At 37.7% G+C, this 25,331-nt stretch carries 24 protein-coding genes; 21 read left to right on the top strand and 3 right to left on the bottom strand.

The window, feature by feature from the left end; genetic code table 11:
* Window positions 1–5 precede the first annotated feature (5 nt).
* Genes nirB through CZ490_RS07610 form a run of 7 tightly spaced genes read left to right on the top strand, consistent with a single transcriptional unit; the run spans window position 6 to window position 6,699 of the window.
* Window positions 6–2,417 carry a nitrite reductase large subunit NirB gene (nirB, locus tag CZ490_RS07640; RefSeq protein ID WP_077618340.1) on the top strand — a complete coding sequence of 804 codons (2,412 nt, stop codon included), beginning with the start codon at window positions 6–8 and terminating at the stop codon, window positions 2,415–2,417.
* A 15-nt stretch (window positions 2,418–2,432) separates the two neighbouring features.
* On the top strand, window positions 2,433–2,753 hold the full coding sequence (gene nirD, locus CZ490_RS07635; RefSeq protein WP_077618339.1) for a nitrite reductase small subunit NirD: 321 nt from the start codon (window positions 2,433–2,435) through the stop codon (window positions 2,751–2,753).
* A 21-nt stretch (window positions 2,754–2,774) separates the two neighbouring features.
* On the top strand, window positions 2,775–3,614 hold the full coding sequence (locus CZ490_RS07630) for a formate/nitrite transporter family protein (protein WP_077618338.1): 840 nt from the start codon (window positions 2,775–2,777) through the stop codon (window positions 3,612–3,614).
* Between the two features lie 18 nt (window positions 3,615–3,632).
* Window positions 3,633–4,460: a uroporphyrinogen-III C-methyltransferase gene (gene cobA / locus CZ490_RS07625; RefSeq protein ID WP_077618337.1), complete on the top strand. Its 828-nt coding sequence runs from the start codon at window positions 3,633–3,635 to the stop codon at window positions 4,458–4,460.
* A gap of 16 nt (window positions 4,461–4,476) precedes the next feature.
* Complete coding sequence (locus CZ490_RS07620) at window positions 4,477–5,211, top strand: sirohydrochlorin chelatase (protein WP_077618336.1); 735 nt, start codon at window positions 4,477–4,479, stop codon at window positions 5,209–5,211.
* 35 nt (window positions 5,212–5,246) lie between these two features.
* Entirely contained in the window at window positions 5,247–5,891 is a 645-nt protein-coding gene (locus CZ490_RS07615) for an NAD(P)-binding protein (protein WP_077618335.1), read from the top strand.
* A complete protein-coding gene (locus CZ490_RS07610) occupies window positions 5,872–6,699 on the top strand; it encodes a uroporphyrinogen-III synthase (protein ID WP_077618334.1) in 828 nt (275 codons plus the stop codon). Before CZ490_RS07615 ends, CZ490_RS07610 begins: the two co-directional genes overlap by 20 nt.
* A gap of 194 nt (window positions 6,700–6,893) precedes the next feature.
* Here CZ490_RS07610 and CZ490_RS22315 read toward each other — a convergent pair whose 3' ends face one another.
* Window positions 6,894–7,082 (bottom strand): hypothetical protein, encoded by a 189-nt coding sequence (locus tag CZ490_RS22315; RefSeq protein ID WP_234987190.1) that lies wholly within the window; start codon window positions 7,080–7,082, stop codon window positions 6,894–6,896.
* 327 nt (window positions 7,083–7,409) lie between these two features.
* Between CZ490_RS22315 and CZ490_RS07605 the strand changes: the two genes are divergently transcribed.
* From CZ490_RS07605 to CZ490_RS07595, 3 genes are read left to right on the top strand one after another with little or no spacing between them, the layout of a single operon-like run.
* Window positions 7,410–8,324: a DnaD domain-containing protein gene (locus tag CZ490_RS07605; RefSeq protein WP_234987189.1), complete on the top strand. Its 915-nt coding sequence runs from the start codon at window positions 7,410–7,412 to the stop codon at window positions 8,322–8,324.
* Window positions 8,321–9,553, top strand: coding sequence for a DnaB-like helicase C-terminal domain-containing protein (locus CZ490_RS07600; protein WP_077618333.1), 1,233 nt, complete (start codon window positions 8,321–8,323; stop codon window positions 9,551–9,553). Before CZ490_RS07605 ends, CZ490_RS07600 begins: the two co-directional genes overlap by 4 nt.
* Before the next feature lie 39 nt (window positions 9,554–9,592).
* Window positions 9,593–10,012 (top strand): hypothetical protein, encoded by a 420-nt coding sequence (locus CZ490_RS07595; RefSeq protein WP_077618332.1) that lies wholly within the window; start codon window positions 9,593–9,595, stop codon window positions 10,010–10,012.
* A gap of 135 nt (window positions 10,013–10,147) precedes the next feature.
* On the opposite strand, the gene CZ490_RS07590 is transcribed toward CZ490_RS07595, so the two are convergent.
* Window positions 10,148–10,408: a hypothetical protein gene (locus tag CZ490_RS07590; protein ID WP_077618331.1), complete on the bottom strand. Its 261-nt coding sequence runs from the start codon at window positions 10,406–10,408 to the stop codon at window positions 10,148–10,150.
* A gap of 297 nt (window positions 10,409–10,705) precedes the next feature.
* Here CZ490_RS07590 and CZ490_RS07585 point away from each other — a divergent pair, with 297 nt between their 5' ends.
* The 5 genes from CZ490_RS07585 (at window position 10,706) to CZ490_RS07565 (ending at window position 17,027) form a co-directional block, all read left to right on the top strand.
* The gene (locus tag CZ490_RS07585) at window positions 10,706–11,623 is read left to right on the top strand and encodes a restriction endonuclease (protein ID WP_077618330.1); all 918 of its coding nucleotides are present in this window, start codon (window positions 10,706–10,708) and stop codon (window positions 11,621–11,623) included.
* Between the two features lie 104 nt (window positions 11,624–11,727).
* Entirely contained in the window at window positions 11,728–14,565 is a 2,838-nt protein-coding gene (locus CZ490_RS07580) for an AAA family ATPase (RefSeq protein WP_077618329.1), read from the top strand.
* Window positions 14,566–14,576: 11 nt separating this feature from the next.
* The gene (locus CZ490_RS07575; RefSeq protein WP_077618328.1) at window positions 14,577–15,911 is read left to right on the top strand and encodes a hypothetical protein; all 1,335 of its coding nucleotides are present in this window, start codon (window positions 14,577–14,579) and stop codon (window positions 15,909–15,911) included.
* 367 nt (window positions 15,912–16,278) lie between these two features.
* The gene (locus CZ490_RS22630) at window positions 16,279–16,572 is read left to right on the top strand and encodes a hypothetical protein (RefSeq protein WP_234987188.1); all 294 of its coding nucleotides are present in this window, start codon (window positions 16,279–16,281) and stop codon (window positions 16,570–16,572) included.
* An 80-nt stretch (window positions 16,573–16,652) separates the two neighbouring features.
* Window positions 16,653–17,027, top strand: coding sequence for a type II toxin-antitoxin system VapC family toxin (locus CZ490_RS07565; protein WP_327078417.1), 375 nt, complete (start codon window positions 16,653–16,655; stop codon window positions 17,025–17,027).
* Between the two features lie 679 nt (window positions 17,028–17,706).
* Here the strand turns inward: CZ490_RS07565 and CZ490_RS07555 are convergent.
* Window positions 17,707–18,282, bottom strand: a complete 576-nt coding sequence (locus tag CZ490_RS07555; protein WP_077618326.1) for a GNAT family N-acetyltransferase — start codon at window positions 18,280–18,282, stop codon at window positions 17,707–17,709.
* 261 nt (window positions 18,283–18,543) lie between these two features.
* Here CZ490_RS07555 and CZ490_RS07550 point away from each other — a divergent pair, with 261 nt between their 5' ends.
* The 6 genes from CZ490_RS07550 (at window position 18,544) to CZ490_RS07525 (ending at window position 25,308) form a co-directional block, all read left to right on the top strand.
* Window positions 18,544–18,792 carry an ATP-binding protein gene (locus CZ490_RS07550; RefSeq protein ID WP_077618325.1) on the top strand — a complete coding sequence of 83 codons (249 nt, stop codon included), beginning with the start codon at window positions 18,544–18,546 and terminating at the stop codon, window positions 18,790–18,792.
* A gap of 348 nt (window positions 18,793–19,140) precedes the next feature.
* Window positions 19,141–19,314: a hypothetical protein gene (locus CZ490_RS22310; protein ID WP_159439924.1), complete on the top strand. Its 174-nt coding sequence runs from the start codon at window positions 19,141–19,143 to the stop codon at window positions 19,312–19,314.
* Between the two features lie 258 nt (window positions 19,315–19,572).
* Window positions 19,573–20,811 carry a GTPase family protein gene (locus CZ490_RS07540; RefSeq protein WP_077618323.1) on the top strand — a complete coding sequence of 413 codons (1,239 nt, stop codon included), beginning with the start codon at window positions 19,573–19,575 and terminating at the stop codon, window positions 20,809–20,811.
* Between the two features lie 336 nt (window positions 20,812–21,147).
* Window positions 21,148–23,394, top strand: coding sequence for an McrB family protein (locus tag CZ490_RS07535; RefSeq protein ID WP_077618322.1), 2,247 nt, complete (start codon window positions 21,148–21,150; stop codon window positions 23,392–23,394).
* A 2-nt stretch (window positions 23,395–23,396) separates the two neighbouring features.
* Complete coding sequence (locus CZ490_RS07530; RefSeq protein ID WP_077618321.1) at window positions 23,397–24,683, top strand: McrC family protein; 1,287 nt, start codon at window positions 23,397–23,399, stop codon at window positions 24,681–24,683.
* 298 nt (window positions 24,684–24,981) lie between these two features.
* A complete protein-coding gene (locus tag CZ490_RS07525) occupies window positions 24,982–25,308 on the top strand; it encodes a nucleoside triphosphate pyrophosphohydrolase (RefSeq protein ID WP_077618320.1) in 327 nt (108 codons plus the stop codon).
* Window positions 25,309–25,331 lie beyond the last annotated feature (23 nt).

Here is a 25,331-nt window from a genome sequence, read left to right as displayed (position 1 = left end):
CGATTATGCTAAAGCAAAAGTTAGTATTGATTGGAAATGGAATGGCTGGAATAAGGGCCATAGAAGAAATACTGAAGCTTGAACCTGATGAATTTGATATCACAGTGTTTGGTAAGGAACCACACCCGAACTACAATCGAATCCAGTTATCAAAGGTATTGCAGGGAGATACAACGGTAGCTGATATTACATTAAATGATTGGCATTGGTATGAAAACAACAATATACGCTTATATCCAGGAGAAAGCGTGCTACATATTGATACAAAAAAGCAGATTGTATATACAGATAAGGATCGCGCAGAACCCTATGATAAGTTGATTATTGCGACTGGCTCGAATCCGTTTATGTTACCTTTGCCTGGTGCAAACAAAATAGGAGTGACTGCTTTTCGTGATATCAAGGATTGTGAAACGATGATCCAATACTCAAAAACATATAAAAAAGCAGCGGTTATTGGTGGTGGCCTACTAGGACTTGAAGCTGCAAGGGGTTTACTTAATCTTGGGATGGAAGTAGATGTTATTCACATTAACGAGTACCTAATGGAGCGCCAATTAGATAGAGCAGCGGGAAAATTACTGCAAAAGGAGTTAGAAGGTCAAGGGATGAACTTCCTGTTAAATAAACAGACGGTCGAAATTCTCGGTAAAAAGCAGGTAACAGGACTACGTTTTAAAAATGGAGAAAAAATCAAAGCAGACCTAATTGTGATGGCAGTGGGAATAAAGCCTAATGTTGAACTAGCTCAAAAATCTGGGATTTCAGTAAATCGAGGAATCGTTGTAAATGATTTTATGGAAACGGATGTCCCAAATGTATTTGCAGTCGGTGAGTGTGCAGAGCATAAAGGAATGGTGTATGGATTAGTCGCTCCCCTTTATCAACAGGGAGAAGCTTTAGCGAAACGGATCTGCGGTGTACATACGGGGGGGTACAAAGGGTCCGTGCTTTCAACTCAATTAAAGGTGTCTGGTGTTGATGTCTTCTCAACAGGTAAAATCATCGAAGACGAGAATACAAAAGCAATAAAAATGCAGGATGATTGGAATGGAATCTATAAAAAAATTATTGTAGAGCAAGGAAAAATAGCCGGTGCTGTCTTATTTGGAGACACGAGGGAAGGTAATCGACTGCTAAGTCTTATTAAAAAAGGAGCGACTGTAGAGGAATATATAGAAGCCAATCAGACTGAAGAGTCAGGAGTTAGCTTAGTTGCTCAAATGGCTGAAGATGAAATCATATGTGGATGTAACGGTGTAACAAAGGGAACGATTGTCTCGGCAATTGAAACGCAAGGTCTCACAACAATTGACCAGGTGAAGGGCTGTACCAATGCATCCCGTTCTTGTGGAACTTGTAAGTCATTGGTTTCTGACCTATTAGAGCTTACTCTCGGTGATGAGTACAGTGAGGATCAAAAGGTGTCCATTTGCACTTGTACACCATTAACTAGAGATGAAGTGGTACATGAAATCAAGGAAAAAGGGCTTACCCATGTACGAGAAGTCATGAATGTGTTGGGCTGGAGTACCAATGAAGGATGTTCGAAATGCCGACCAGCCTTAAATTATTATTTGGGAATGATTAACCCAACCGAATATAAGGATGAAAAAGAGTCTCGTTACGTGAACGAACGATTACATGCAAACATTCAAAATGATGGCACCTTTGGTGTTGTTCCAAGAATGTATGGCGGTGTTACACATGCGGAGGACCTTAGAAAGATTGCAGATGTAGCAGATAAATACCAGGTAAAAATGATTAAGATAACCGGTGGCCAGCGAATTAATTTACTCGGTGTGAAAAAGCAGGACCTACCAAGTATTTGGGCAGAGCTTGGGATGCCATCAGGGCATGCATACTCGAAAGGGCTACGGACCGTGAAAACATGTGTTGGATCTGACTTCTGCCGGTTTGGTACACAGGATTCGATTGGGATGGGGATTGCGCTAGAGAAAAAATTTGAGGGGTTACATGGTCCACACAAAATAAAAATGGGTGTCTCGGCTTGCCCACGAAATTGTGCGGAAGGAGCCATTAAGGATATTGGAATTGTCGGATTGGATGGAGTATGGGAAATGTATGTAGGTGGAAATGCGGGTACAGATCTTAGGGTAGCAGATTTACTTTGCAAAGTGAAAACAGGTGATGAAGTACTTGAATGGGCGGGTGCTTTTTTACAATATTATCGCGAAACCGCAACGTACTTAGAAAGAACGTCTGTATGGGTTGAACGAATAGGGATTGATCATATAAAAGAAATGCTTGAAAACAAAGCATTCCGTGATGAATTGAATGAGCGAATGAATACAGCTTTATCTGCTATTCAAGAACCTTGGAGTGAAGCACTTAAGGATGAGAATCTACTAAAAGAGCTATATGAAACAGTCAATGTTCCGGCAGCTTCTAACTAATAGATAGGGGGAGTAATCGTGGAGAAAACACTAGGTAGAGTATTGATCGGGAAGTATTCAGAACTTCCAGATCGTCTAGGGAAAACATTTTTCGTAAGGGACGAGGAAATTGCGTTGTTTAAGCTAGTAAATGGGGATGTCCGTGCAATCGAAAATCGGTGCCCCCATAAAGGTGGAGTACTTGCTGAAGGAATGGTGAGCGGAGACCATGTTTTTTGTCCGATGCACGATTGGAAAATAAATGTCTGTGATGGTCAAGTTCAAGCTCCGGATCATGGGTGTGTGCGAACGTATCAAGTGGAAGTGGAAGAGGATCTTGTCTATATTATCATCTAATAATCTCGGAGGAGGATTTCCATGTCATTTGTAAACACAAATCAGGTTATTGCTAACATGATTGAAGCTGGAGAAGCAAAAGCAAAATTATCAGTGAAGGATCTGGTCATTCGAGGGATGCTTGCAGGAGCACTTCTCGGGTTTGGTACAACACTCGCTTTCACTGCTGAAATTCAATCGGGATTAGGCGTTTTTGGTGCCTTGCTTTTTCCTGCCTGTTTCGTATTGGTCATACTCCTCGGTCTCGAATTAGTAACAGGGAATTTTGCGTTAATTCCCCTAGGGGTTTTAGAAAAAAAGGCTACCATTTCTCAAATGCTATCAAACTGGTTTTGGGTCATCGTTGGGCATTTAATAGGTGCAGGATTCTATGCCTTTTTATACGTGATTGCCATCACACAACTAGGCCATGTCACAGATCATGCCATGATAACAAAAATCATGGCAGTTGCAGAAGCAAAGACAATAGGGTACCAGAATCTAGGAAACGACGGTTTGGTCGTCGTCTTTGTGAAAGCAATGCTATGTAATTGGATGGTAACGTTAGGTGCCGTAATGGCGATGACATCGACAGCAACACTTGGAAAAATTGTTGCCATGTGGCTTCCGATTTTGATCTTTTTTGCGCAAGGGTTTGAGCACGCCGTCGTCAATATGTTTGTGATTCCAGCAGGGATGATGTTAGGTGCAGATGTTACAGTAGCCGATTGGTGGCTATGGAATCAGCTTCCTGTCTTATTTGGGAATCTCGTCAGTGGAGTTGTCTGTACCGGTCTAGCCTTATACGTGACTCATCGGAATGTGAAAAAGCAAAATGTCGTGCTTGTGTCAAAGAAGGAAGATGTGATAGCAGGTACATAATGAGGGGGAGGAATTGAGATGGGGAAGGTATATATTGTGGGAGCGGGTCCTGGTGATCCTGATTTGATTACGCTAAAAGGCTTGAAATGTATCCAGCAGGCAGATGTTATTTTATACGATCGGTTAGTCAATACAGAATTGTTACGGGAAGCAAAAGCAGGTGCAGAATTAATATATTGTGGAAAACAACCAAAATTTCATTCGATGCCACAAGAAATCATTAATCAACAATTAGTGAAATATGCTCGTGGAGGAAAAGTGGTGACGAGACTTAAGGGAGGAGATCCCTTTGTATTTGGACGGGGAGCAGAAGAGATAGAGGAATTGGTGAAGCATCATATTCCCTATGAGGTCGTACCTGGTATAACAGCTGGGATAGCTGCTCCAGCATATGCGGGGATTCCAATTACACATCGGGAGCTTGGGAATTCATTCGCCATCATCACCGGCCACTGCAAAACGGGAGAGCCAACAGATATTAAGTGGGACAGTCTTGCTAAAGGGGTCGATACCTTAGCGATCTATATGGGGGTTGGAAACTTACCACACATTTGTGAGCAATTACGTAAACATGGGAAGAGCGAAGATACACCAGTCGCAATCATTCAAGAAGGTACCACCTATGGCCAAAAAACCGTAACTGGTACAATCAAAACAATCGTCAACATCGCCTCAACATCGAACATAAAAAACCCCGCCATAATCGTAATCGGAGAAGTCGTACGATTCAGAGAAAAACTATTAGGTCACGGAATGGGTCAGGGCCTTGTTCCGGGTCAGGGGGACAGGTCCCTTGTCCCACCATTATTTTACAGGGACAGGGAACCTGTCCCTCTGTCCCACTAAATAGGGAGTGATGATTATGCAGGCTGTTCTTTATGTTTGTCATGGTACGAGAAAGAAGTCTGGTGTGGAGGAAGCGATTGGTTTTGTTCAAAAGACGATTAAACTTGTGGATGCACCAATTCAACGATACTGTTTTTTAGAGCTTGCGAAACCTACTATCCTAGAGGGTATTGATCAATGTGTAAAATTGGGAGCTACTACGATTGCAGTTGTACCCGTCCTTCTTTTAACGGCAGTCCACGCCAAAATGGACATTCCCGAAATTCTAGAACAAGCAAAGGAAAGATACGAAACAATTGAATTTCGTTATGGCAAACCACTTGGTGTACAAGAAAAATTAGTTGATATTTTAGTAGAAAGAATCGAAGAGAATAGTCAGATTAAGGCGGAGATGGAAATCCTTCTCGTTGGTCGAGGCAGTAGCGATATGGATGCGGTGAATGATACACAACGCATTGCAGAGCTTCTGCAACAAAAAATACAAGTGTCTTCTGTTAGCAAATGCTTTTTGACTGCAGCAACCCCTAGGTTTGAAACGGTACTAGAGAATAAGATTGTATCGGGTTCGAGGCAAATTGTCATTCTTCCATATTTGTTATTTACAGGACTATTAATGAACGGAATTGAAAAATTTGTCCAGCGGCAACGACTACATCCAAATCAACAAGTAGTGATTTGTAATCAACTCGGAAGTCATCGTAATGTGTGTGAATTGTTAAAAGCTAGAGTGTTAGAAACGATAAACACGTAAAAGCTCGTATCTAGTGTAAAAAAGGATGATGGAAAATGGAGCTTACACCTCTCATGGTTCAATTAGCAGGGAAGAATGTTGTAATTGTTGGTGGTGGTCGTATTGCGGAACGAAGGATTCAAAAATTGCTAGGAAGTGGTGCAAACCTACATGTCATTACTCCGACTCTTACGGATGGATTGCGTTCCCTTTGTGGGAAAGGCCTATTCATTTGGCAGAATAAGCATTTCGAGCCTGAAGATAGTAAAGAAGCATTCCTGGTCATCGTAGCCACAAATGATTCGATGGTAAATAAAACAGTTGTACAAAGCTGTGCTTCCAATACGTTAGTAAATGTTGCGTCGGAAGCTTCTGAAGGAAATGTCCAATTTCCAGCTCATTTTAAACAAGGGAGATTGTCAATAAGTATAGCGACAAATGGAGCAAGTCCTCTTCTTTCGGGTAAAATCAAACGGCAGCTTCAAATCATGTATGACAAGAATTATGGGGAGTATGTTGATTTTTTATATGAATGTCGGCAAATAATCAAGCACTCAATGTTCGATGAATATGAACAAAAATGCATATTAAAGGATTTACTGTCAGATGATTATCAAAATAAGATGAAGCAGGAACAAGCTTTGAATTTACTGAAGAGTTATTCGCGGGAGGGGTGGAAGAATGAAAGGATTGGAGGGTAAGAGGATCGGTGTTGCCGCTGCCCGTCAAGCGGATACGATTTCGACACTTATCCAAAAAAACGGGGGTATCCCATTTGTATTCTCAATTCAAGGTGAACAACAAGTAAATGAACAGTGTAGTGAACAAAATGTGAGAGATTTAGTAAGTCAACCATTTGATATGGTGCTGCTAACTACCGGAATTGGCATCGAAACTCTTGAAAGATCTGCGCTAAAGCTTACTCTCCACACCGAATTTATTCATAAAGTAAAGAATACTAGCTTAGCAGTCCGTGGCCGCAAGACACATAGTTGGACAAAAAAACATTCCTTGCCGGTAGAATTCGTTTCTGAAGACGGAACAATGGATAATCTGCTACTGAGTATGGATAACAAGGAGGAAAAATACGGGAAACGAATTTTCTTACAAGCCTATAACCAAGACGACGAAATCCTTCAGCTAGAGCTACAAAAGCAAGGATATGATGTATATCTTTCCAAACCCTATCATTTTATTGAGCCTTCCCTTTCTACGATAAGGAACCTCAAACAAGAAATTCTCAATCAAACACTGGATGCCGTCATCTTTACAAGTAAAACACAAGTTCAAAATCTCTTTGTTGATTCTACAAGTACCGATGCAGTGGTTAATGCATTTAACAAGGAAGTCCTGGCAGTTGCAGTTGGAAAAGTAACCGCAAACGAACTTGAAAAACAAGGGATTACGTATGTATTTCAACCATCCATTCAGAAAATGGGTGTAATGATCGTTGAACTTAGGGAATACTTTCTGGAACAGAGGGTTAGGTTACGTGAGCCATTACATTAAATTAAGGGGATTCACAGTGTACGTGCATGATTCCGCGTTTCGGCTTGAAATGGCGTCACGGTCCCATGATTTACGGAGGGTGAGATGCATAGCAGTTTGATAGACTAGAAGCAACATGTGTCCCAAATGACTCAAAAGTACAAGTTCTGAGGACTTTGCCTAATTATATCAACGATAATATAGACCGATACACTTTATTTTGTATCGGTCTTTTTATACTGCTCGTTATAATTTCTCTTTGCTTCTATTTTAAATGGTTCAAGACTATCTGATTGCAAGCGATAATTCGCTTCTTCAAAAGTACTAACTCCAAATTCAAACACTCTTTTTGGAGCTGACACATTTTTCACACCATACACAGTGCGGTTTATGTAAATGACCATAGCTTGTAATCATGTTTAAACCCATATCATAATGTTTTTTTACGATTTCATTTACTTCTTTTGCAATGAGATAATCAGATTCTACTTCTTTTTCAATATCGATTTCTTCACCAATAACAGAATAACTGATGGTAGGGTTAATCCTTCCAAAATTTCCTCGTCACAAACCTTTCACATTTCCAGATGCCCCTTTTTCGTACACCCCTTACTATAACTGAATTGAGGGGTAGTTCAAATATACGATATAGCTCCAGGCATGCTATCCCACTGAATGACGCCTGGACTGGTGCGAGGAGTCTCCGCCCCAAAGGAAGGATAGTGAATAGAATGGCAAAGTATCGAATTGTACGAACTGATTTTTGGAAAAACCCCGTCGTTTCAGAGGAAATGACACCAGAGGATAAATATTTCTTCTTGTATCTCCTGACCAATCCCCATACAACCCAAATCGGAATCTATCGCATCACGAAAAAAGAAATGGCTTTTGATATGGGTTACTCCATTGAGACTCTTCATGCGTTAATGGATCGCTTCATCAACCACCATCAGATTATCCGTTACAATCCGAAAACGAGGGAAATCGCAATCAAAAACTGGGGTAAATACAATCTACATAAAGGCGGAAAGCCGGTTATGGATTGTGTGTTGTCAGAACTAGAGGAAGTGGAGGATGCTTCGCTGATTGAATATGTAGCTGAAAACATTGATCGACATGAAATTTATAACCTCTATGAATCTTTCTTTGAAACTAAATCGGACTGGGACAAGGAACCTGTCCCTTTGTCCCAGAACGCATGTTCAGACGATACGTGGACGACTCGTGGGCAAAAAGAAAAAGAAAAACAAAAAGAAAAACAACAACAAAAAGTTCTTTACCCAGATATAGATAATGAGTCTAAGACAGAGGCGATTCAAGAGGTTGTGGCATGTTGGGATCAAAATGGGTTTGGTTTAAACAATTTGAATGCGAAGGAGCAATTGTTATCGTGGTTAGATGATTCGAGCTTTTTGAATCCGAAAGATGTCATTCTAAAAGCGATGGACATTGCCTGTGCCAATAATAAGCGGAGGCTAAACTATGTGGTTGGTATTCTAAACAACTGGGAAAATCAATCATTGCTGACAGTAGAAGAGATTGATTTGTATCAGGAAAACAAGCAACCAGTTGCTAAAACTACACAGACAGGTAGAGCGATTCCTCGTAATTATCAATTTGACCCAACGGCAGGTGAGGATCAATGAATTTTGCAGAGACTGCCTATTTAGGATGCCTGATTAAGGCCAATTATTTAATCAAAGATACGGTTATTAAGCCTGAGCAGCTAGAGGGAACCACACATCAAGAACTCATGCGGAGGATGGTTGACTTTAGCAATGCTGGGAAAAGCATTGATCTGATTTCCTTAACCACGATGTCAGACCTCGAGAACTTTGGTGGCATGTCCTATATGTCGAGTCTACTTGCACATGCAGATGTTGAGAAATTTGAAGAGTTTGAGGCTCTTATTCTTGAACTTTGGAAAGAGCGGGAAAAGAAGAATATCTTGGCACTCGCTACCATGGGAAATTGGGAGATTACAAGAGTCATTAGCGAATTGGATAATATCAATGAGGTGCGGATGAGTGATCATACATCTTTGAACCAGGCATTGGTCCACATGTATGAAGCACCTTGGGAGGAAAAGGCTGTTACAAAAACGGCCACTACCGGTATTCACCAGCTCGATGAGATGACAGGTGGGTTCCAGGATGGTGAGGTTACGATTCTAGCAGCAAGGCCATCGATGGGAAAAACCGATGTGATGCTGCATTTTGCCAAGCAAGTGGGATGGGCAGGTTATTTGCCGATTGTCTTTTCACTAGAAATGCCTGAAAAACTCATCACCACACGATTAATCGCCTCAACAGGCGGCTACAATCGGTTAAAAATGCGGGACCCTAAGAAAATGCTAAGCCAAAGTCAAAAGGACCGCTGGGCAGATATCATTGGCTATCTCAATGAAACCAATATTCAAATTTTCGATGGTGCAGGTCAAACCGTTTCTGAAATGCGAGCAAAGACACGAAAAATGATGCATCAATATCCAATATTAAAACCGATTATATTTATCGATTACCTAACCCTAATCCGCTCAACGGATGTTTACGGTGGCAATGCTCATCTACAGGTAAGCGAAATATCCCGGAATCTAAAAACAATGGCAAAGGATTTTAATTGTCCTGTGATTTGTTTGGCACAGTTAAATCGTTCGGTGGAAACTAGAGCAGAAAAACGACCAATGATGTCTGATATCCGAGAATCAGGAAGCGTTGAACAAGATGCCGATATGATCCTATTCCTTTACCGCGAAAAGTATTATGACAAAGAAACAGACAATCCTTTCTTAGAAATCATCGTCTCAAAAAATCGAAACGGTCCAGTCGGAACCATTCAAGTCAAATACAACGAATATACAGGGCTGTTAGAATAGTGGCGGGGGAGGGCCCTCGTACCAAAAGGGGAGAACGACATGAAGGTAAGAGATTTATACATAGACGCGATTTGCTATGAAGAAGTCAGTCTAGCACATTATATTCATCATTTACTCCAAGAGGGCAAAGCTTCATTAGAAGACGATGCCTCTCACTTGGATCTTAATCTGGCTGATCATGAGAAAGTAAGGGAAATGATTGAAAACAATGTATTAGGATTCCATAAAGTCGGGGTGTATTCACTAAAGAAGAATAAACGAGAATTCGTTTTTATCTTTGCACACTACGAACAAGAGGCCATTGAATTGTTTGTCAAAACCTATCACCAAACACCACTCAATTGTCACCCGTATTCTCTTAATACACAGCTCCTACGAGAACATAAACTGACGACTTTCTGGGAGATGCGGAAGGAGCATTTAGTGTTTCCGGCGATAGCGGGGTATTTTGTGAAATGAAGGACGGGGGCTATGTGACATAACGGAGTCACATAGCTTATTTATTTCAAAGTCTAATAACCTATGCCTTCGATAAGTAAGGTGTATCTTGGGTGATTTTCACTTAACGAAACCACCCTTAAGTGGTAACAAATATTAATGACTGGCTGCCATCACTAGTAGTATCAAGAAAAACAATGTGGGAATGAATGTTATTATAATTCCAATAACCCTGGTTCGTTTTTTAAACTGCAATATAACACCAATTCCCCACAGAACAAATAACAACATAAAATACCATCTGTAAGTTGGTGTGTCATCTTCTGCTATGCCTGGTCCGCTCATCCACAGTGAGAAAAACAAAACAAAAACTCCTGAAACCAAATTCCAAGTAACTGTTAGTATTTTCCTGATCAATTTCCCACTCCCTAATTAAACTTTATTTTATCTCTTTTTTTACTGTTTTGCTTCGTTAGTTGTAGAGCATCTTTCTTAATTTTAGCAGAAATTCCCAACAACAAAAGGCAATAATGAGAAAATTGTAAAGTAAATTATACTTTTTAAACAACTTGAATACTTAGCTACACAATTTACTAAAATATGTGCGAATTCAACTGTTAATATGCAGCTTTTCAAATCAAAACAAATCAATCCATTTGAAAATCAATGTTCTGGTTACAATACAAGATATATTAGCTTTTGGAGGTATGATTTATGGCTGTTCCCGATTATCAAACGATTATGTTGCCATTACTAAAGGCACTACAAGACGGAAATGAACATTTGTTAAAGGATATTTACAAGCAACTTGCTGCGGAATTTCAATTAACGGAAGAGGATTTAAATGAAGTATTACCAAGTGGATCGCAAAAAACGTTTCATAATCGTGTGGGCTGGGCGAAGACTTATTTACAAAAAGCAGGATTACTTCGAACAGTTTCACGGGGGAGGTTTGTGATCACATCACGTGGATTAGAGGTGCTAGCAAGCAATCCCCAGTACATCAATATCAAATATTTAACCCAATTTGAAGAATTTATGGAATTTCGTTCCCTTTCAAGCGCTGAAGATACAGAAGTTCAAGCTTCGACTGAAGTTCACGATAATGATACACCAGAAGAAATTTTAGAAAAGAGTTACAAACGCTTGCGGGATGAGTTGTCGACTGAAATATTAAATACGGTGAAGCAATGTTCACCATCATTTTTTGAAAAACTAGTCGTCGATTTATTAGTTGCGATGGGATATGGTGGTTCAAAAAGTGATGCTGGTCAAGCGATTGGGAAAAGTGGAGATGAGGGAATTGACGGCATTATAAAGGAAGATAAATTGGGACTAGATGTCATTTATATCCAAGCAAAAAGGTGGAATAACACAGTTGGTAGGCCAGATGTACAAGCCTTTGCAGGTAGCTTAGAAGGTCAAAGAGCTAAGAAAGGCGTGTTTATTACAACGTCCAGATTTTCAAATGAAGCAAAAGAGTACGTAAAAGTGATTGAAAAAAAGATTGTGCTCATTGATGGCGAGCGGCTTACTCAACTTATGATTGATTATGACATTGGTGTTTCAGAATATGAGAAGTTTATCGTGAAACGTATTGATACGGATTATTTTAATGACGAAGAAATATGAGGAAAACGATTGGTAAATAGAAAGAGATAAATACGACAAGGCGACAGGTTCTGTGACCTTCTTTGGGACACGGGACCTGTCCCTATGTCCCAGGGAGGATAACTATGCAATTCCACGAAGTGAGACAGGTACTTGAGAACGCTGAATACATAGCCATCGCTTATAACCGGTTTCAGCGATTTAAGCGCTCAGATAACTATGATGAAAGCTATAAAATTAAAGTATTATCTGAATTAAACTCGTATTTCGGAGAAATATCAATTACTGAAGATACGGTTGTTGAGATCACGAAAAAGCTTCAATCGAGTAATCCAACATCAGGGAGCTTTGTTCATTGGAACAATACGGCGGATTTAGTTGATTATGCAACGAATCTTCCGAAAGAGGTCGCTGATCTATTAAACCAATTGTACGTGAATGAGGACGCACCACTTACTGATAGAATTAAAACATTCTATGAAAAAGGAAAAATGTATAATCCGCAGCTTAAGTTGGGTGCTCCACTGTTTGGGTATCTTTTAGCTGCTTATGATTATAGAAAATATCCTTTATATAAGGAAGAAATCTTTAAAGAAATCAAACAGATATTTGGAATTAATAAGAAGTTGGGTTCAATAAGCGACAATTACTCGTTCTACTTTGATATTTGTTCAACTACTAGACAAGTTTTAGCGAACTCGGACCCACAGCTACATATGCTAGACGTACAAGATTTTTTCTTCTGCCTGACGAAGTACAACAAGCTTAAGGTAGAGAGTGGAATTTCTTATCTTCATTCAATCGCAAAGAAACTACACGCTTTCTCAGAAGACGACGAGCTCTTCTTGGAACAGATTAAAGCTCTACCAAAAGAAAAGTTAGTAGAGCGCCGTGAGTTTTATCGTAATTTTGAAAAGGTCAATAAGATCCGCTTTCTGTTACTTAATCAATATATCGAGGAAGAACATCTTCATGTTGAAGACCTTGAGAGATACAAATCTCAAGTCAATGATGAATATGAGAAGAATATCCTCCATACGTGGAACAACTTTAGCATAATGTTCCAAATATACTATCCAACCATTAAGGATACTGTGACGTACCAACTACTGACCATTCATCGAGCGATTCGGAACATTGATGCGTTAAAAGACATCGAATGTATGGAAGATAAGGTTATTTTTGATTTTAACGGTAGCCGGAATTTAGGTGGTACAGGTTGTTGGATGGCAATCTATCCTAAGAGTATGGAAAATCACAAGGCGGCAGCTCAATTGTTTTTAGAAATCGACGAAAATGGGGTAGAGTATGGACTCCATTTTGGCTCCTCACACCCAAAACGAGGACAGGAAAATCTTGAAGCAGCCTCTAACATCGAGGAACAATTCACCTATGAGAAAATGATAGAAAAATTCGTTGAAGTAGCCGGTGAATTTATTGAAGAGAATCGACTTACAATAGGAAACACCAATCAAGGTCAAAATGAACTTCATCCTTCGTTTACCCAAATCTTTGATTCTGTACAGCAGGCAGAGCAAGTATTTGAAGTGGCTCATAAACTTGTCGGAAAATTGGGCATATACAAAGCTGGTGATGAAAGGGTTGCGGTCACTTTACCATCAAAACGAAAATTGCATATCGATTTTTGCAATTGGCTATTGCTAGGCTTTTATCGGGATAGTGATAGAAATCTCATCATGGTGGTAACTCTGATTGAAGAGGATGTAATCGATACACCCTACAAGAAACAATTATTTACTCAAAAAGAACATGAAACACAAATAGCACTAACATATATCCCGTTTGACGAGTTTATTAAAAGTGAGCATTTTCAAGCTGTTTATAGTCGAACAGCAAATTATATGAAAGAAAGATTTGCAACTCATGTGCGCTCCCCATATCGGAAATACAATATTTCCTCCTTGGAGAAGGCGTTATTTGATAAAGGTGCCCGTAGTGAAGTCCTTACAAATGGAGTTCACCATACTCTAACAATACCGACCGATAATCAAGAATATGTAGATATACCAACAGTCGAATTCGAACGAGAAATCGAGGTTCAACATCTACATTTTGAAGATAAACAGTTAATCTTAAAACAAGTCCAAACCGCACTAAAAAATGGCAAACATATTGTTTTTACCGGACCACCTGGAACCGGGAAATCAAAACTAGCAAAAGAAATTTGTAAGTCACTAGAAGTGCCTTATAAACTGACAACCGCGACTTCAGAATGGTCAACGTACGAAACAATCGGGGGATATCGACCAAACAGCGATGGAACGCTGACTTTTCACCCGGGAATTTTCCTTGATTGTTTTAAAGAAGAGGAAACCAAAGCACCCCTTAATAAATGGTTAATCATTGATGAAATGAATAGAGCGGATATCGATAAAGCATTTGGAGCCTTATTCTCTGCGCTAACTGGTGATCCAGTAACACTCAACTTTCAAGCAGCAAGTGGCAATTCTGTGTTGCTCCGTCCACAAGGGGAAGATGAGACAGCTGTTCCAAATGATTATGAATACATCCTTCCAAACGATTGGCGCTTAATTGGGACAATGAATACGATGGATAAAGCGTCACTTTACGAAATGAGTTATGCCTTTATGAGGCGGTTTGCTTTTATTCCAATCGGAGTACCTAGGGATATCAGTGTGAAACTTGTGAATGATTACTTAGAAAAGTGGAGCATTGTCGACTACGATTTCTCGGAAACACTTACTTTCATATGGAAACAAATCAATCACTATCGAAAAATAGGTCCAGCAATTATAGAAGATATCGCAAAATACACCACTGAAGATGGGGATTTTACCTCAGCGATTATACTTTATGTTTTACCTCAATTTGAGGGCTTAATGGAGACTGAAATACGTGGATTTATCGAAATGCTTACGCCAATTCAAGAAATTAACACAGAACATCTACTACATTTTGCTGAAGACTTTTTCCATTTATAGGTGTGTGAATCATGAAACGAAAGGCAGAACAACTAATCGAAGAAATTAGCGACTTCCTTGTCATTTATTTAAAATCAGGCAAGGTGGGCTTAAATTCATTTATAAAAAAGACGGATTTGCAAATTGAGCAAGTGGAACAGCTATTGGACCTGCATTTTCTATTAAAAGAAGAGGTCAAACAATTTGTCAGAGAGCTGCCAATGCTCATTAGGAGACTGAAAACATCTACGAAGGTGCAGCAGGATACCGCTTATGGGAATGTTAGAGGGCAAATCAACTGGCATAATACAATGAAGGAACGCCTTCGAATCAATGCTACAGATAGAACGATATACTCTGTAGGTGAACGAAGCCGTGAATACGCGATAAAAGAGAATCTTGTTCTACTAGAGGTCCTTAACGTACTACATGCAATCTTATTTGTAAAAATTGATACGGAGCATTATAAAAAGTACGCCTGGTTTGATGAATGGATGACGTTAAAGGACATTATTGGTCATATGATAAACAAAAATGTCTATTTATCACGAATCCAAATGCACGAGGAAAAAGTAACATCACGGATGATTGTCGATACGATGAAACATCGCAATCCATTATATAAACAAGCGGGTCAGATCTTATACAAGTACCATTCCATTATGGAAGGTAATCTTGATAAAGAGGATATAGTGGAGCTGTTAAAGGAAACCTTTATCATGCCAGAAAAGGAAGATGTGTTATTTGAACTCTATTGGGTGATTAAAATCATCCAGGCAAACACAGAACATGCACAGCTTCAAATAATGGACGGGCGAAACAAACACAATCTTGTCGCAGAGTGGAAAAATGAGCAATATGCATTCAAGATTTATCATGACTCATCAGGTTCCGAGAAAATCAAGTTTCAAATCACAACGGATGAGGTCGAGCAAATTTATCATCCGTACATCGCTAGGAAACTTGCATCCACCGCTGAAGTAGACGCACTAGCGCGAGAGATTTTCGGACAAGGAATTGACAAGTCTACCTTTTGGAGCGGAAGGCCAGATATTATTGTTGAGATCTATGATAAACGTTCAGAGCAGCTCAAAAAAGTTTTTATTGGAGAGGTAAAGCATACATCGCGAATAGAATATGCGATTACGGGATTGCGGGAGCTAATTGATTATATGAAATTTGTGAAGGATGAAGATGGGAATTATTTAGAGGAACAGAGTCATGTTGAGGTTCAGGGGATATTGTTTACTGAAGTGGACGTTGGAGATGGAAGGAAGGTAGGGGATGATTTAAGATTAGGGGAGATTTGGAACGAAGATAGGGTGTGGGTTGTTAATTATAGGGATAGTGTGCTAGGGGAGGGATAAGAAAGTTGGTTCTCCATACATTCTGTAATAACCGAGCAACTTTTAGTATAACACCAACGAATGTTGATGCATCAATGTTTGTTGGTGTTTTTTATGGACAAAATTGAGTTAACAAATAGTAAAATTAACTGGCGGGGGGGGGGTGTGTGGCAGGCGCCTGCCCTACAACCCTTATTAAGATTGGCAGAATATTAAACGATGAAAAGGTACCAATAAATCCGGTAAGAGATGGTATACATCCACCATTAAATACAAATTAGAAAGTGACTTTTATAAAAAGGCAATATTAGATTACATTTTCCAGATGAAGGGAATAGTATGTAATGTTATAATAATGAATAAACCACTTTGAAACGAGGGAAATACTATGCCGCTTAAAGATGAATTTAAAATTACTAAAAGTGATTTTAATGACTTAAAAGAGTTTGCACGTTCGCGAAGACGACCCGGTATGGTCTTTGAAGTTGAACCAGCAATTAGGGTTCTTGTTGAAGAGGAGAATGAAATAGTGATTAAGCCAGAAAAGAAACGATTATCTAAAGAAGAAAAATTAGCTTTATCTAAAAAGTTAGCCGGAAGTGCTGATCGCTTTTCTCTTGAAGGTGTTGAAGAAACTATTCGTATCGCAAATAGAGAATATGATCAGGAGGAAGAAGCGTGAGTCGAAAGTTGATTGATAACAATATCTGGGCAGCTCATGAAATGAACTACCCAGATGCTGTTTAAAATGAAGATACATTAATCATTAATACAGTTGTCCAAATGGAACTTATGTCTCACTTTGAAATTGATACTGACCCTGAAATCAAAGAAGGCAGAGAAGAATACATAAATTTAATGACAGATGAAATCATCCAAATTGATGAAAGAATTGCAATGAAAGCTGGCGAAATTCGAAGAAAAGCTAAGTTAGCAGGTCGAAAGGTTCCAAAAGGTCCAGATGCATTAATTGCTGCAACTGCTATTATACATAACCTTGAATTAGTGAGTAACAATGATGGAGATTTTGTTTGGGCGAGTAGTCAATTCGGATTCAAATTAACTAATCCTATTAAGGATAATGTTGTTTATAAAGTGTTTCAAGAGACATATAAGAAAAGCAAAGGTTTAAAATAAATTCTATGAAAATATGAAAAAAGCGGGAGCTAAATGCACTCGCTTTTTTACATTACTTTCCTTCTAAGTGGTGGTAAGTCGGTTTGGTCTTTAATGAAACTTCTTCTAAAAGGTGTTCACTCATAGCATGAGTTATAAAAATAATAAGCAGCCTATTCAAATAACGTGAGCGATCCTTCCATAATCAAGGTCTACTTAAAGCCAAAAACATACAAGTTTTTATATATTATTCTAGGATTAGAGATTTAGATGGAGAGGTTCAAGAAGTTATTATTGATGAACCAGCTACTCCTGTATAAATAATCCAAACAGAAGAACAACTTGGGGTTATGATACCAGAAATTCAAGAGAGCTTTTATAGAGTCTTCAGAAACTTTCAGATTACGTTGGTTTCTACCTGATAATATGGAATAGCCGCATGAATTTAGAGAAATCTTCTGCGGAACACCACAATGAAGCTTAGAACTACTTTTTCAATTTGAAGTAGAGCGTAAGGGTTGATTGAAAATGTTTTTCCAAACCCTGAAGATGAATACGATGTTGTCTGGCATAACAAACTAGCTTTTCGTGAAGTCGGTAATGGTGATTACTTTAATTTGGTGAATTTTGGTGCCTGACCCTCAATGCGGACCCCCAGTGCTGTAAAGTATTACCGCAGCGGTGTCAGGCACCTTTCTGGTTAGCTCTGATTTAGCTGGTCGAATTCTTCTTTTAACATGGAATATACGATTGTGTCGTGGTATCTTATACCGTCAAAATCTGTTTGCCGTAGTTTTCCGTCTTTATGGAAACCGAATTTTTCCATTAACTTCTTAGAACCCTTGTTTTCTGCAAAAAGATCTCCAACAATTCGATTTAATCCAAGGTCCTGAAATCCAAACATTAACATCCTCTTTAAAACTTCAGTCATGACCCCGGTTTGTTGATATTCAGTGTGTATAGCAGCTCCCAATTCTGCTTTCCTGTGCCACATATGTAGTTTGTGGAATCGAAACATGCCTATCACGTTCCCACTTTTCCTTTCGACAATAACCCACGGAATTTCTTTTGCTTTTTGAAAGTTTTCAAGATACCCGGTTATTTTCTCTTCCATTTCTTCTAGGGATTGAACAGGATGGGGAGTAATATATCTCATTGTCACAGAATCGCTCATAAACGTAAATAACGCTGGAGCATCTTGGACCGTCATGCCTCTTAAAATATATTTTTCAGTATCAATCCTTGGTATTCCCTTGTTTTCAGATATGATTTTCATTGTCTACACCTCCACGGTCAGAGGGCCTGTCCCTCATTGAACTAAAAGAAAAGTTAGTAGAGCGTCGGGAGTTTTATCGTAATTTTGAAAAGGTCAATAAAATCCGCTTTCAATCAATATATCGAGGAAGAATAACTACATGTTGAAGACCTTGATAGATACAAATCTCAAGTCAATGATGAATATGAGAAGAATATCCTCCATACGTGGAACAACTTTAGGATTTTGTTTCAAATTTACTATCCATCAGAGTAGAAAAGACTGTTATTACGCATTTATGAATATAAAGAAAAACACCCTAATAAAACCATCTTTCAATTAATCCATCAGCTATATGAACAAAGTTTGATCATTCTAACTTCAAAAAGAAGTCCCGAGGAATGGACAGAATTAGTAGGAAATCAGGGGATGATGACAGCGATATTAGATAGACTGTTACACCGTGTAGAAATCATTCATATGGATAACGAAAGTTACAGGTTAAAACATCAACAAAAGATTTTTGAGTAGCAAGAAGTGTTCAATGTAAATGAGCAAAAAATGTTCATTTTGGGTTGACGGTTACACTCATCAGGTTCCGAGAAAATCAAGTTTCAAATCACAACAGAAGAGGTTGCGCGAACTCAGCACCCCTATATCGTTAAAAAACTTGCCTCCGCTACTGAAGTAGACACACTTGCACGAGAGATCTTTGGGCAAGGAATCGACAGGACTACCTTTTGGAGTGGAAGGCCAGATATTATTGTTGAGGTCTATAATAGTAGCTCAAAGGAACTCAAAAAGGTTGTTATTGGAGAGGTAAAACATACATCGAGAGTGGAATATGCGATTACGGGATTGCGGGAGCTAATTGATTATATGAAATTTGTGAAGGATGAAGAAGAGAATTATTTAGAGGAAGAGAGTCATATTGAGGTACAGGGGATGTTGTTTACTGAAGTGGATGTTGGGGATGGTAGGAAGGTAGAGGATTTAAGGTTAGGGCAGATTTGGAACAATGAAAAGGTGCGGATTGTTGGTTATTCATTTTAAGTACTGATTACTTTTAGTATTTGAAAATTACTGTGCAATAACTGTTCAAGAAAAGGAAAAAATAAGGGAATCCATAAAAAGTAGCCTTACATTTAATCTTTTAAAAATGGTGAATATTTTTCAAATAAAGAGAAAGATAGTGTGAAACGGAATTATTTTCCTATATAATTATATTCGTAAAAGGCCGTTACAATTTAATATCTAAAACCTATATTATCTAGAAAAGTTTAATAAAAAAATTAAAAGAAGAGGTTAAAAATGACATTTGATAGGGAGAAAGTTAAAAAATTATTAGAAAACATTGATGAACTGTTTGATGCGATTACTTTTGACATGAAAAAAGAACATAAAGATATATTAAAAAAGTTGGTACTTGGCCCTGCTATTGCGGAAGTAGAAAAACTAGTTTATGAAAGTAGGCCGCCAGTTATTTTATTTATGGGAAGAAGTGGACATGGTAAGTCTTCACTAATAAATGTATTAGCTAACAAAAATGTTGCTGAGGTAAATGATTTTCGCCCACAAACCCCACAATCTGAACCATATGTTATAACTTTTGGTGAGGAAAAAGCAACCTGGAAAGTCGTTGATACGAGAGGCATATTCGAAACGACTAAACCTGAAGGAAGCGTAGAAGACGACGCTGTAGAAGTTTTAAAGACAAGCATTATTAAAAATAGCCCTGATGTTATTTTACATGTAATTAGTACTCCAGAAACTCGAAATTTATCAAACGATTTAGACTTATATAAGAAACTCAGTGAAGAGATAAAAAGTATAAATGGAACTGAATTGAAGACACTAATTGTGCTAACTAAGGCTGATACCTTTAAAAACCCTAGAGAATGGCCCCCTATGGACTATCCTAGAAAAGCAGGACAACTAACGGAAGTACTTGATTATATGGTGGAAGAAGTTTTTAAGGGTGAGAAGAGTAGTATTAATAGTAACTTTCCTTATTTAGGTTATAGAATTCATAATAACAATACTTATATTGGTATAATCCCAGTTAGTGGTTTAGAAGAAGAACCATGGAATATTAATACGTTATCTAACTTTGTTGCTGATAACCTAGCAGAGGAAGCAAAATTAGATTTTTTACAAGCAACAAGAAATAAAGAACAACTAAGAAAGATATCTTCTGCAATAATAAAAAGGTTTTCAACTATTGCCGGTGGGATTGGAGCTTCTCCTGTTCCAGCTGATGTTTTTATTCTTACCCCTCTCCAAATGTTAATGGTAGGAATTATTGCAGCTTTATCTGGAAGAGAGGTTTCAAAGGACACAATAATGGAATTTTTAGCAGCTGCTGGTGTTAATGTTGGAGTAGGATATGGGTTAAGAGAAGGTGCTCGACAATTAACTAAGTTAATTCCTGGAGTTGGTCTTGGGGTATCAGCAGGTGTTGCAGCTTTTGGAACATACGCAATTGGAAAATCTGCGGAGACATATTTTTTCTATAATAAAATGGTTAAACCTGAAAATATTGAAAAGTAGATCTATAAATAGAAGAATTAAATGAAATCACTAGCTGTAAATGAACAGCTAGTGATTTTTTCGGTGTATTATCTAGCTATTCTTAAAAAGAATTGGTTTATGTCTATATAGTTAATAGAACTATAAAAAAATTCCATTTTCTATATGATACGGCAACTGAAACTTTTTCAAGAAGATAATCGTAGAGATGAGCATAATGAAAAAAAGTGAAGATATTTAGATAAAAAGGGGAAATATGTACATCAAAAGAAATTTGATGGTATGTAATACATATTAGAGTATAGGTTATGTCTTGACCAATGTATACAGAAATATATTTGAAAGAGGGACTTACATATGGAACGTATCCAAGAGATTATCAACAGATATAAAGGGATAACCCTAGAACAGGTAATAAGCAAGTATAATGATATTTACAGCCAACAACTTGAGAAAACAAGTAGGTGGCATAGGGCGTTTGAGCAGCGGGTGGCTGATGCTAATTGGGATGAGGATCGAAAAAATACCTTTTTGAGAGTCATTGATCGGATTCGTGGTGATGTTATGTTCACTGAAGAGGATGTTTCGGATCTGGACACGTTCACTGGAGCAATTGACACGATTGTTAAGACGAATAATATGATAAATAACTTCAAGTCGAATAGATTAGACATAGTATCATTATTTAATGAGATGAAACAGGAGGCGGATTTTCGTGTAATCCGTGATCATTTTAATATGCCAGAAAATCTTAGGGGACATTTCGTTCACCTTTTTTCTATAGTAAAAAATATAGAGAAACCGAGTATGTATGTGGTGGCATATAAATTTGAGAGAAGCATTAATCAATTGATATTTGGACAGAGGTCTGATGATGATTATCTTGATTTACTCGAGACTTATCAAAGTTTTGATAAGACTGGAGAAAATGATGATTTACACTTTTATGTATATACAGGTGTAATCTTACGGTTAATTGTTGACGATGTGAATAAATTAACCCCTGCTATCAAACATAAGGAATTAAAGTATTTAAATAAGTTGATCTTTCAATTTGGGATTAGAAGTGAATCATTGAAACTTGATTGTTCATTATTAACGTTTCAAACATCTGCATCTATTACTACAATAGAAAATAAACTTAATCAAGATTCTTTTGTACTAGGTCGGATTACGACGGCACCTATCAATTTTAAAACATTAACCTACATGAATAAAGCGAACTTATATATCTGTGATCGTTCGAAAAAGGAGATTGAGTGGCTCGCTTATGTTGAACAAATATACTTAAGGGAAGAGGATGTGCCCTCCCATTCGGAGATTCTAAATCTTCAAGATGTAGAATCCAAAGGAGAGCTAGTTTGGCTCAAAATAACCAAATTAATAAAACTATCACAACGGCGTATGCTCGATCAAGTTAAGCCAGTACATGAAACAAAAACATCAAAATTGACTCAACAAGGTGTTCATTTAGTGTTCACTGACCAGGATATTGTCAACCGAGAGAATAGCCAATCTGAATTGATAACAGAAGAGATAGGACCTACTTTTCAAAATGATGAATTATTTCTTAATCTAAATACTATTTTATTTGGACCACCAGGAACCGGGAAAACATATCAAGTGGCAACAAGGTCGCTTGAAATTTTATATAATAAGAGCGCTGAAGAATTGAAAGGAACGAATATAAAAGAAAAATATAATCAGTTTCAGCAGAATGGACAAATCCGTTTTGTCACGTTTCATCAATCTTATGCTTATGAAGATTTTATCGAAGGTCTGAGATCGAATGGAAGTGCATTTGTTCCGAAAGATGGAATTCTTAAAAAAATGACTATTGATGCCCTTTATCAAGGGCTACCGGAACCTCCTAGTCAATTAGATTACGAGGGAAGAAAAGAAAGAGTGATGAAAGCAATCAATCAAAATGAGCGTTTCCAATTCCGTTATGCTGATCGCTTCGTCCTAATCATTGATGAAATTAATCGTGCTAATATCTCTAAAGTGTTTGGTGAATTAATTACATTGCTTGAAGAAGATAAGCGATTAAATACAGACAATGAAATACGCGTGAATCTTCCTTATTCTGGTGATACGTTTGTACTACCACCGAATTTGTATGTAATTGGCACGATGAATACAGCGGATCGGTCAATTGCATTACTTGATACTGCCTTAAGAAGAAGGTTTATGTTTGAAGAAGTTGAACCGCAGCCTTCTTTACTATCACCCATTAATGATATTGATTTACCAGCTTTGTTACACCGTATGAATCAACGGATTGAAGTTCTTTATAGCCGTGATCACATGATTGGCCATGCATATTTTATGAATATCGGAACAGAAGATGAATTAATATCAACAATACAAAATAAGATTATTCCATTGTTAAAAGAGTATTTTTACGATGACTGGGAAAAGATTGGACTTGTACTTGGAGGAATTGGTAGGAATGAACAAGATTCCTATATTGTTTACCAGGAACAAATTGATGTACATGCATTATTTAAACGAGCAACAAATTTCACAACACGGGACCTTCCAACAAAATATCGGGTAAAGGAAAACATTACAATTGAAGATATCAAAGGAATTTATGAATAAACATGAAAACTCTAACAGTTAGGGAAGCTTACGACTGGCTCTATGTGGACGAGCAATCTCCCATCGGACTAACGTATATGGAGTGGGATAACCTCTTATATTTCTTGGAAGAAAAGTATAATGGGGAAAACGTCGTAGAAGTTGGGAATAGAAGACTCCGTTTTATTAATCTTGTGGGTGTCATACAGCTAAATACGGTACGTATTGAAATTCTACCTAAAATTAACTTAAGTCATGAAGAATCAGTGGTAGATCGTCGGGCGTTATTAAATATGCTGAGTATAACAAAACAGCTACCGGTTCAATTAAATAATCAAACAATAAGTCAGTACGAGAAAATCGATTTGTCACATTTACTCGCCTATTTATTTGTAACTGAATTGTATAAAGCAATTAAACGAGGTATATATCGTGACTATAAACAAAAAAGGGAGAATTTGAAACATTTAAAGGGTAGATTGTTGGTAACACAACATATTCAGAAAAATGCCAATCAATCCATTCATGCTTTTTGTGAGTATGACGAGTTATCAGTTAATGTTCACTTGAACCAAGTATTGAAAGCAGCTTTAAGGGTTATATTTCCATTTATTCAAAATAGTAATCTTAGGATTCAATCAATGATGATTTTTGAACTATATGAAGAGGTTGATGATGTATATGTCGATACTAACATGTTGCGTAATATAGCTATCAACAGGCAAAATCAGCACTTTAAAAATGTCTTAGCTCTTGCAGAGGCTATTCTTAAATCAAAATCAATGAACACTGAAAATAATAATCAAATTGCTTTTTCCTTCTTGTTTAAAATGAATGATTTATATGAGGCATATGTAGGAGAATGTTTAAGCATGTTGTTAGCACCTACTACTTCATACAAATTAGACTTACAACATAAGGAAAAAAGATTATTAATTAATATTCGCTCTGGAAGAGAGAACATAGCATTAAAGCCTGATTTTGTCGTATCCAAAATAGAAGATAACGAAGCTATTCCGATATTAATTTTGGATACAAAATGGAAAAGTATTTTTAGTGGCACCAATATAAATTATAATCAAGCAGATATCTATCAAATGTATGCATATATTACAGCGTATCAAACAGCAAAGCGTTGTATAATCTTATATCCAAACGTATTAGAAAGGTCTCAATTACCAAAATGGAAAGTACCTGAGGTAATTCCCGAAAAATACATTGAACTTACATTGATTCGGTTAGATCAGGTTGAGAATACTGTTGCTGATCTTGGAAAAGTCATATTTTCTAAAGGCCAGTTAAAGATTTAGTTAAACCCCTACATCCTAAGTTTCTTTGGATAAAGACGATAGAACACTCATAAATGTTGATAGATAATGTTTGTGGGTGTTTTTTGTTTCGATAGTGAAATCTACGAGCTGTTTGTCTTTGTCTATAAGTAGGCAAATTCCTTTGTTGTCTTTGTTCTCAGCAATAAGACTATTACTTACACAGGTCAATCTCCCTTTATCTATAAAAAATAACTGGTAATAAAGGTGAAGGATACCTTGCGAAGAACAGGTCACCATATGCTAAACTGAATATATATACATAAAAGGGAGATTCTGTATGCCAACCTATAACAAACTCGTTCGTGATAAAATACCTGGAATCATAAAAACCACAGGAAAGAGATTCCGTACAAGAAAATTAAGCGAACAAGAATACATAATTGAGTTACGAAGGAAATTATTAGAAGAGATAGCTGAATATGAAGAAGCAGGAACAGATGAACAAGCATTAGAAGAGTTAGCAGATGTAATGGAAGTGATTAAAAGCCTTGCCGAATTCCACGGGTCGAGCATAGATGAAATAGAAAGGATTCGTGAAATGAAGTATGTAGAACGGGGAGGCTTCAGGGAGAAGGTATTTTTAATTGATGTTAGTGATGAGTAATTGTTTTAAAAATCAGGGAGGTG

Origin of the sequence: Litchfieldia sinesaloumensis, from assembly GCF_900156865.1 — a bacterium.
Classification (GTDB): domain Bacteria; phylum Bacillota; class Bacilli; order Bacillales; family Bacillaceae_L; genus Ferdinandcohnia; species Ferdinandcohnia sinesaloumensis.
Note: the sequence above shows the minus strand (reverse complement) of the source record. Positions and strands in the feature narration are given on the sequence as shown.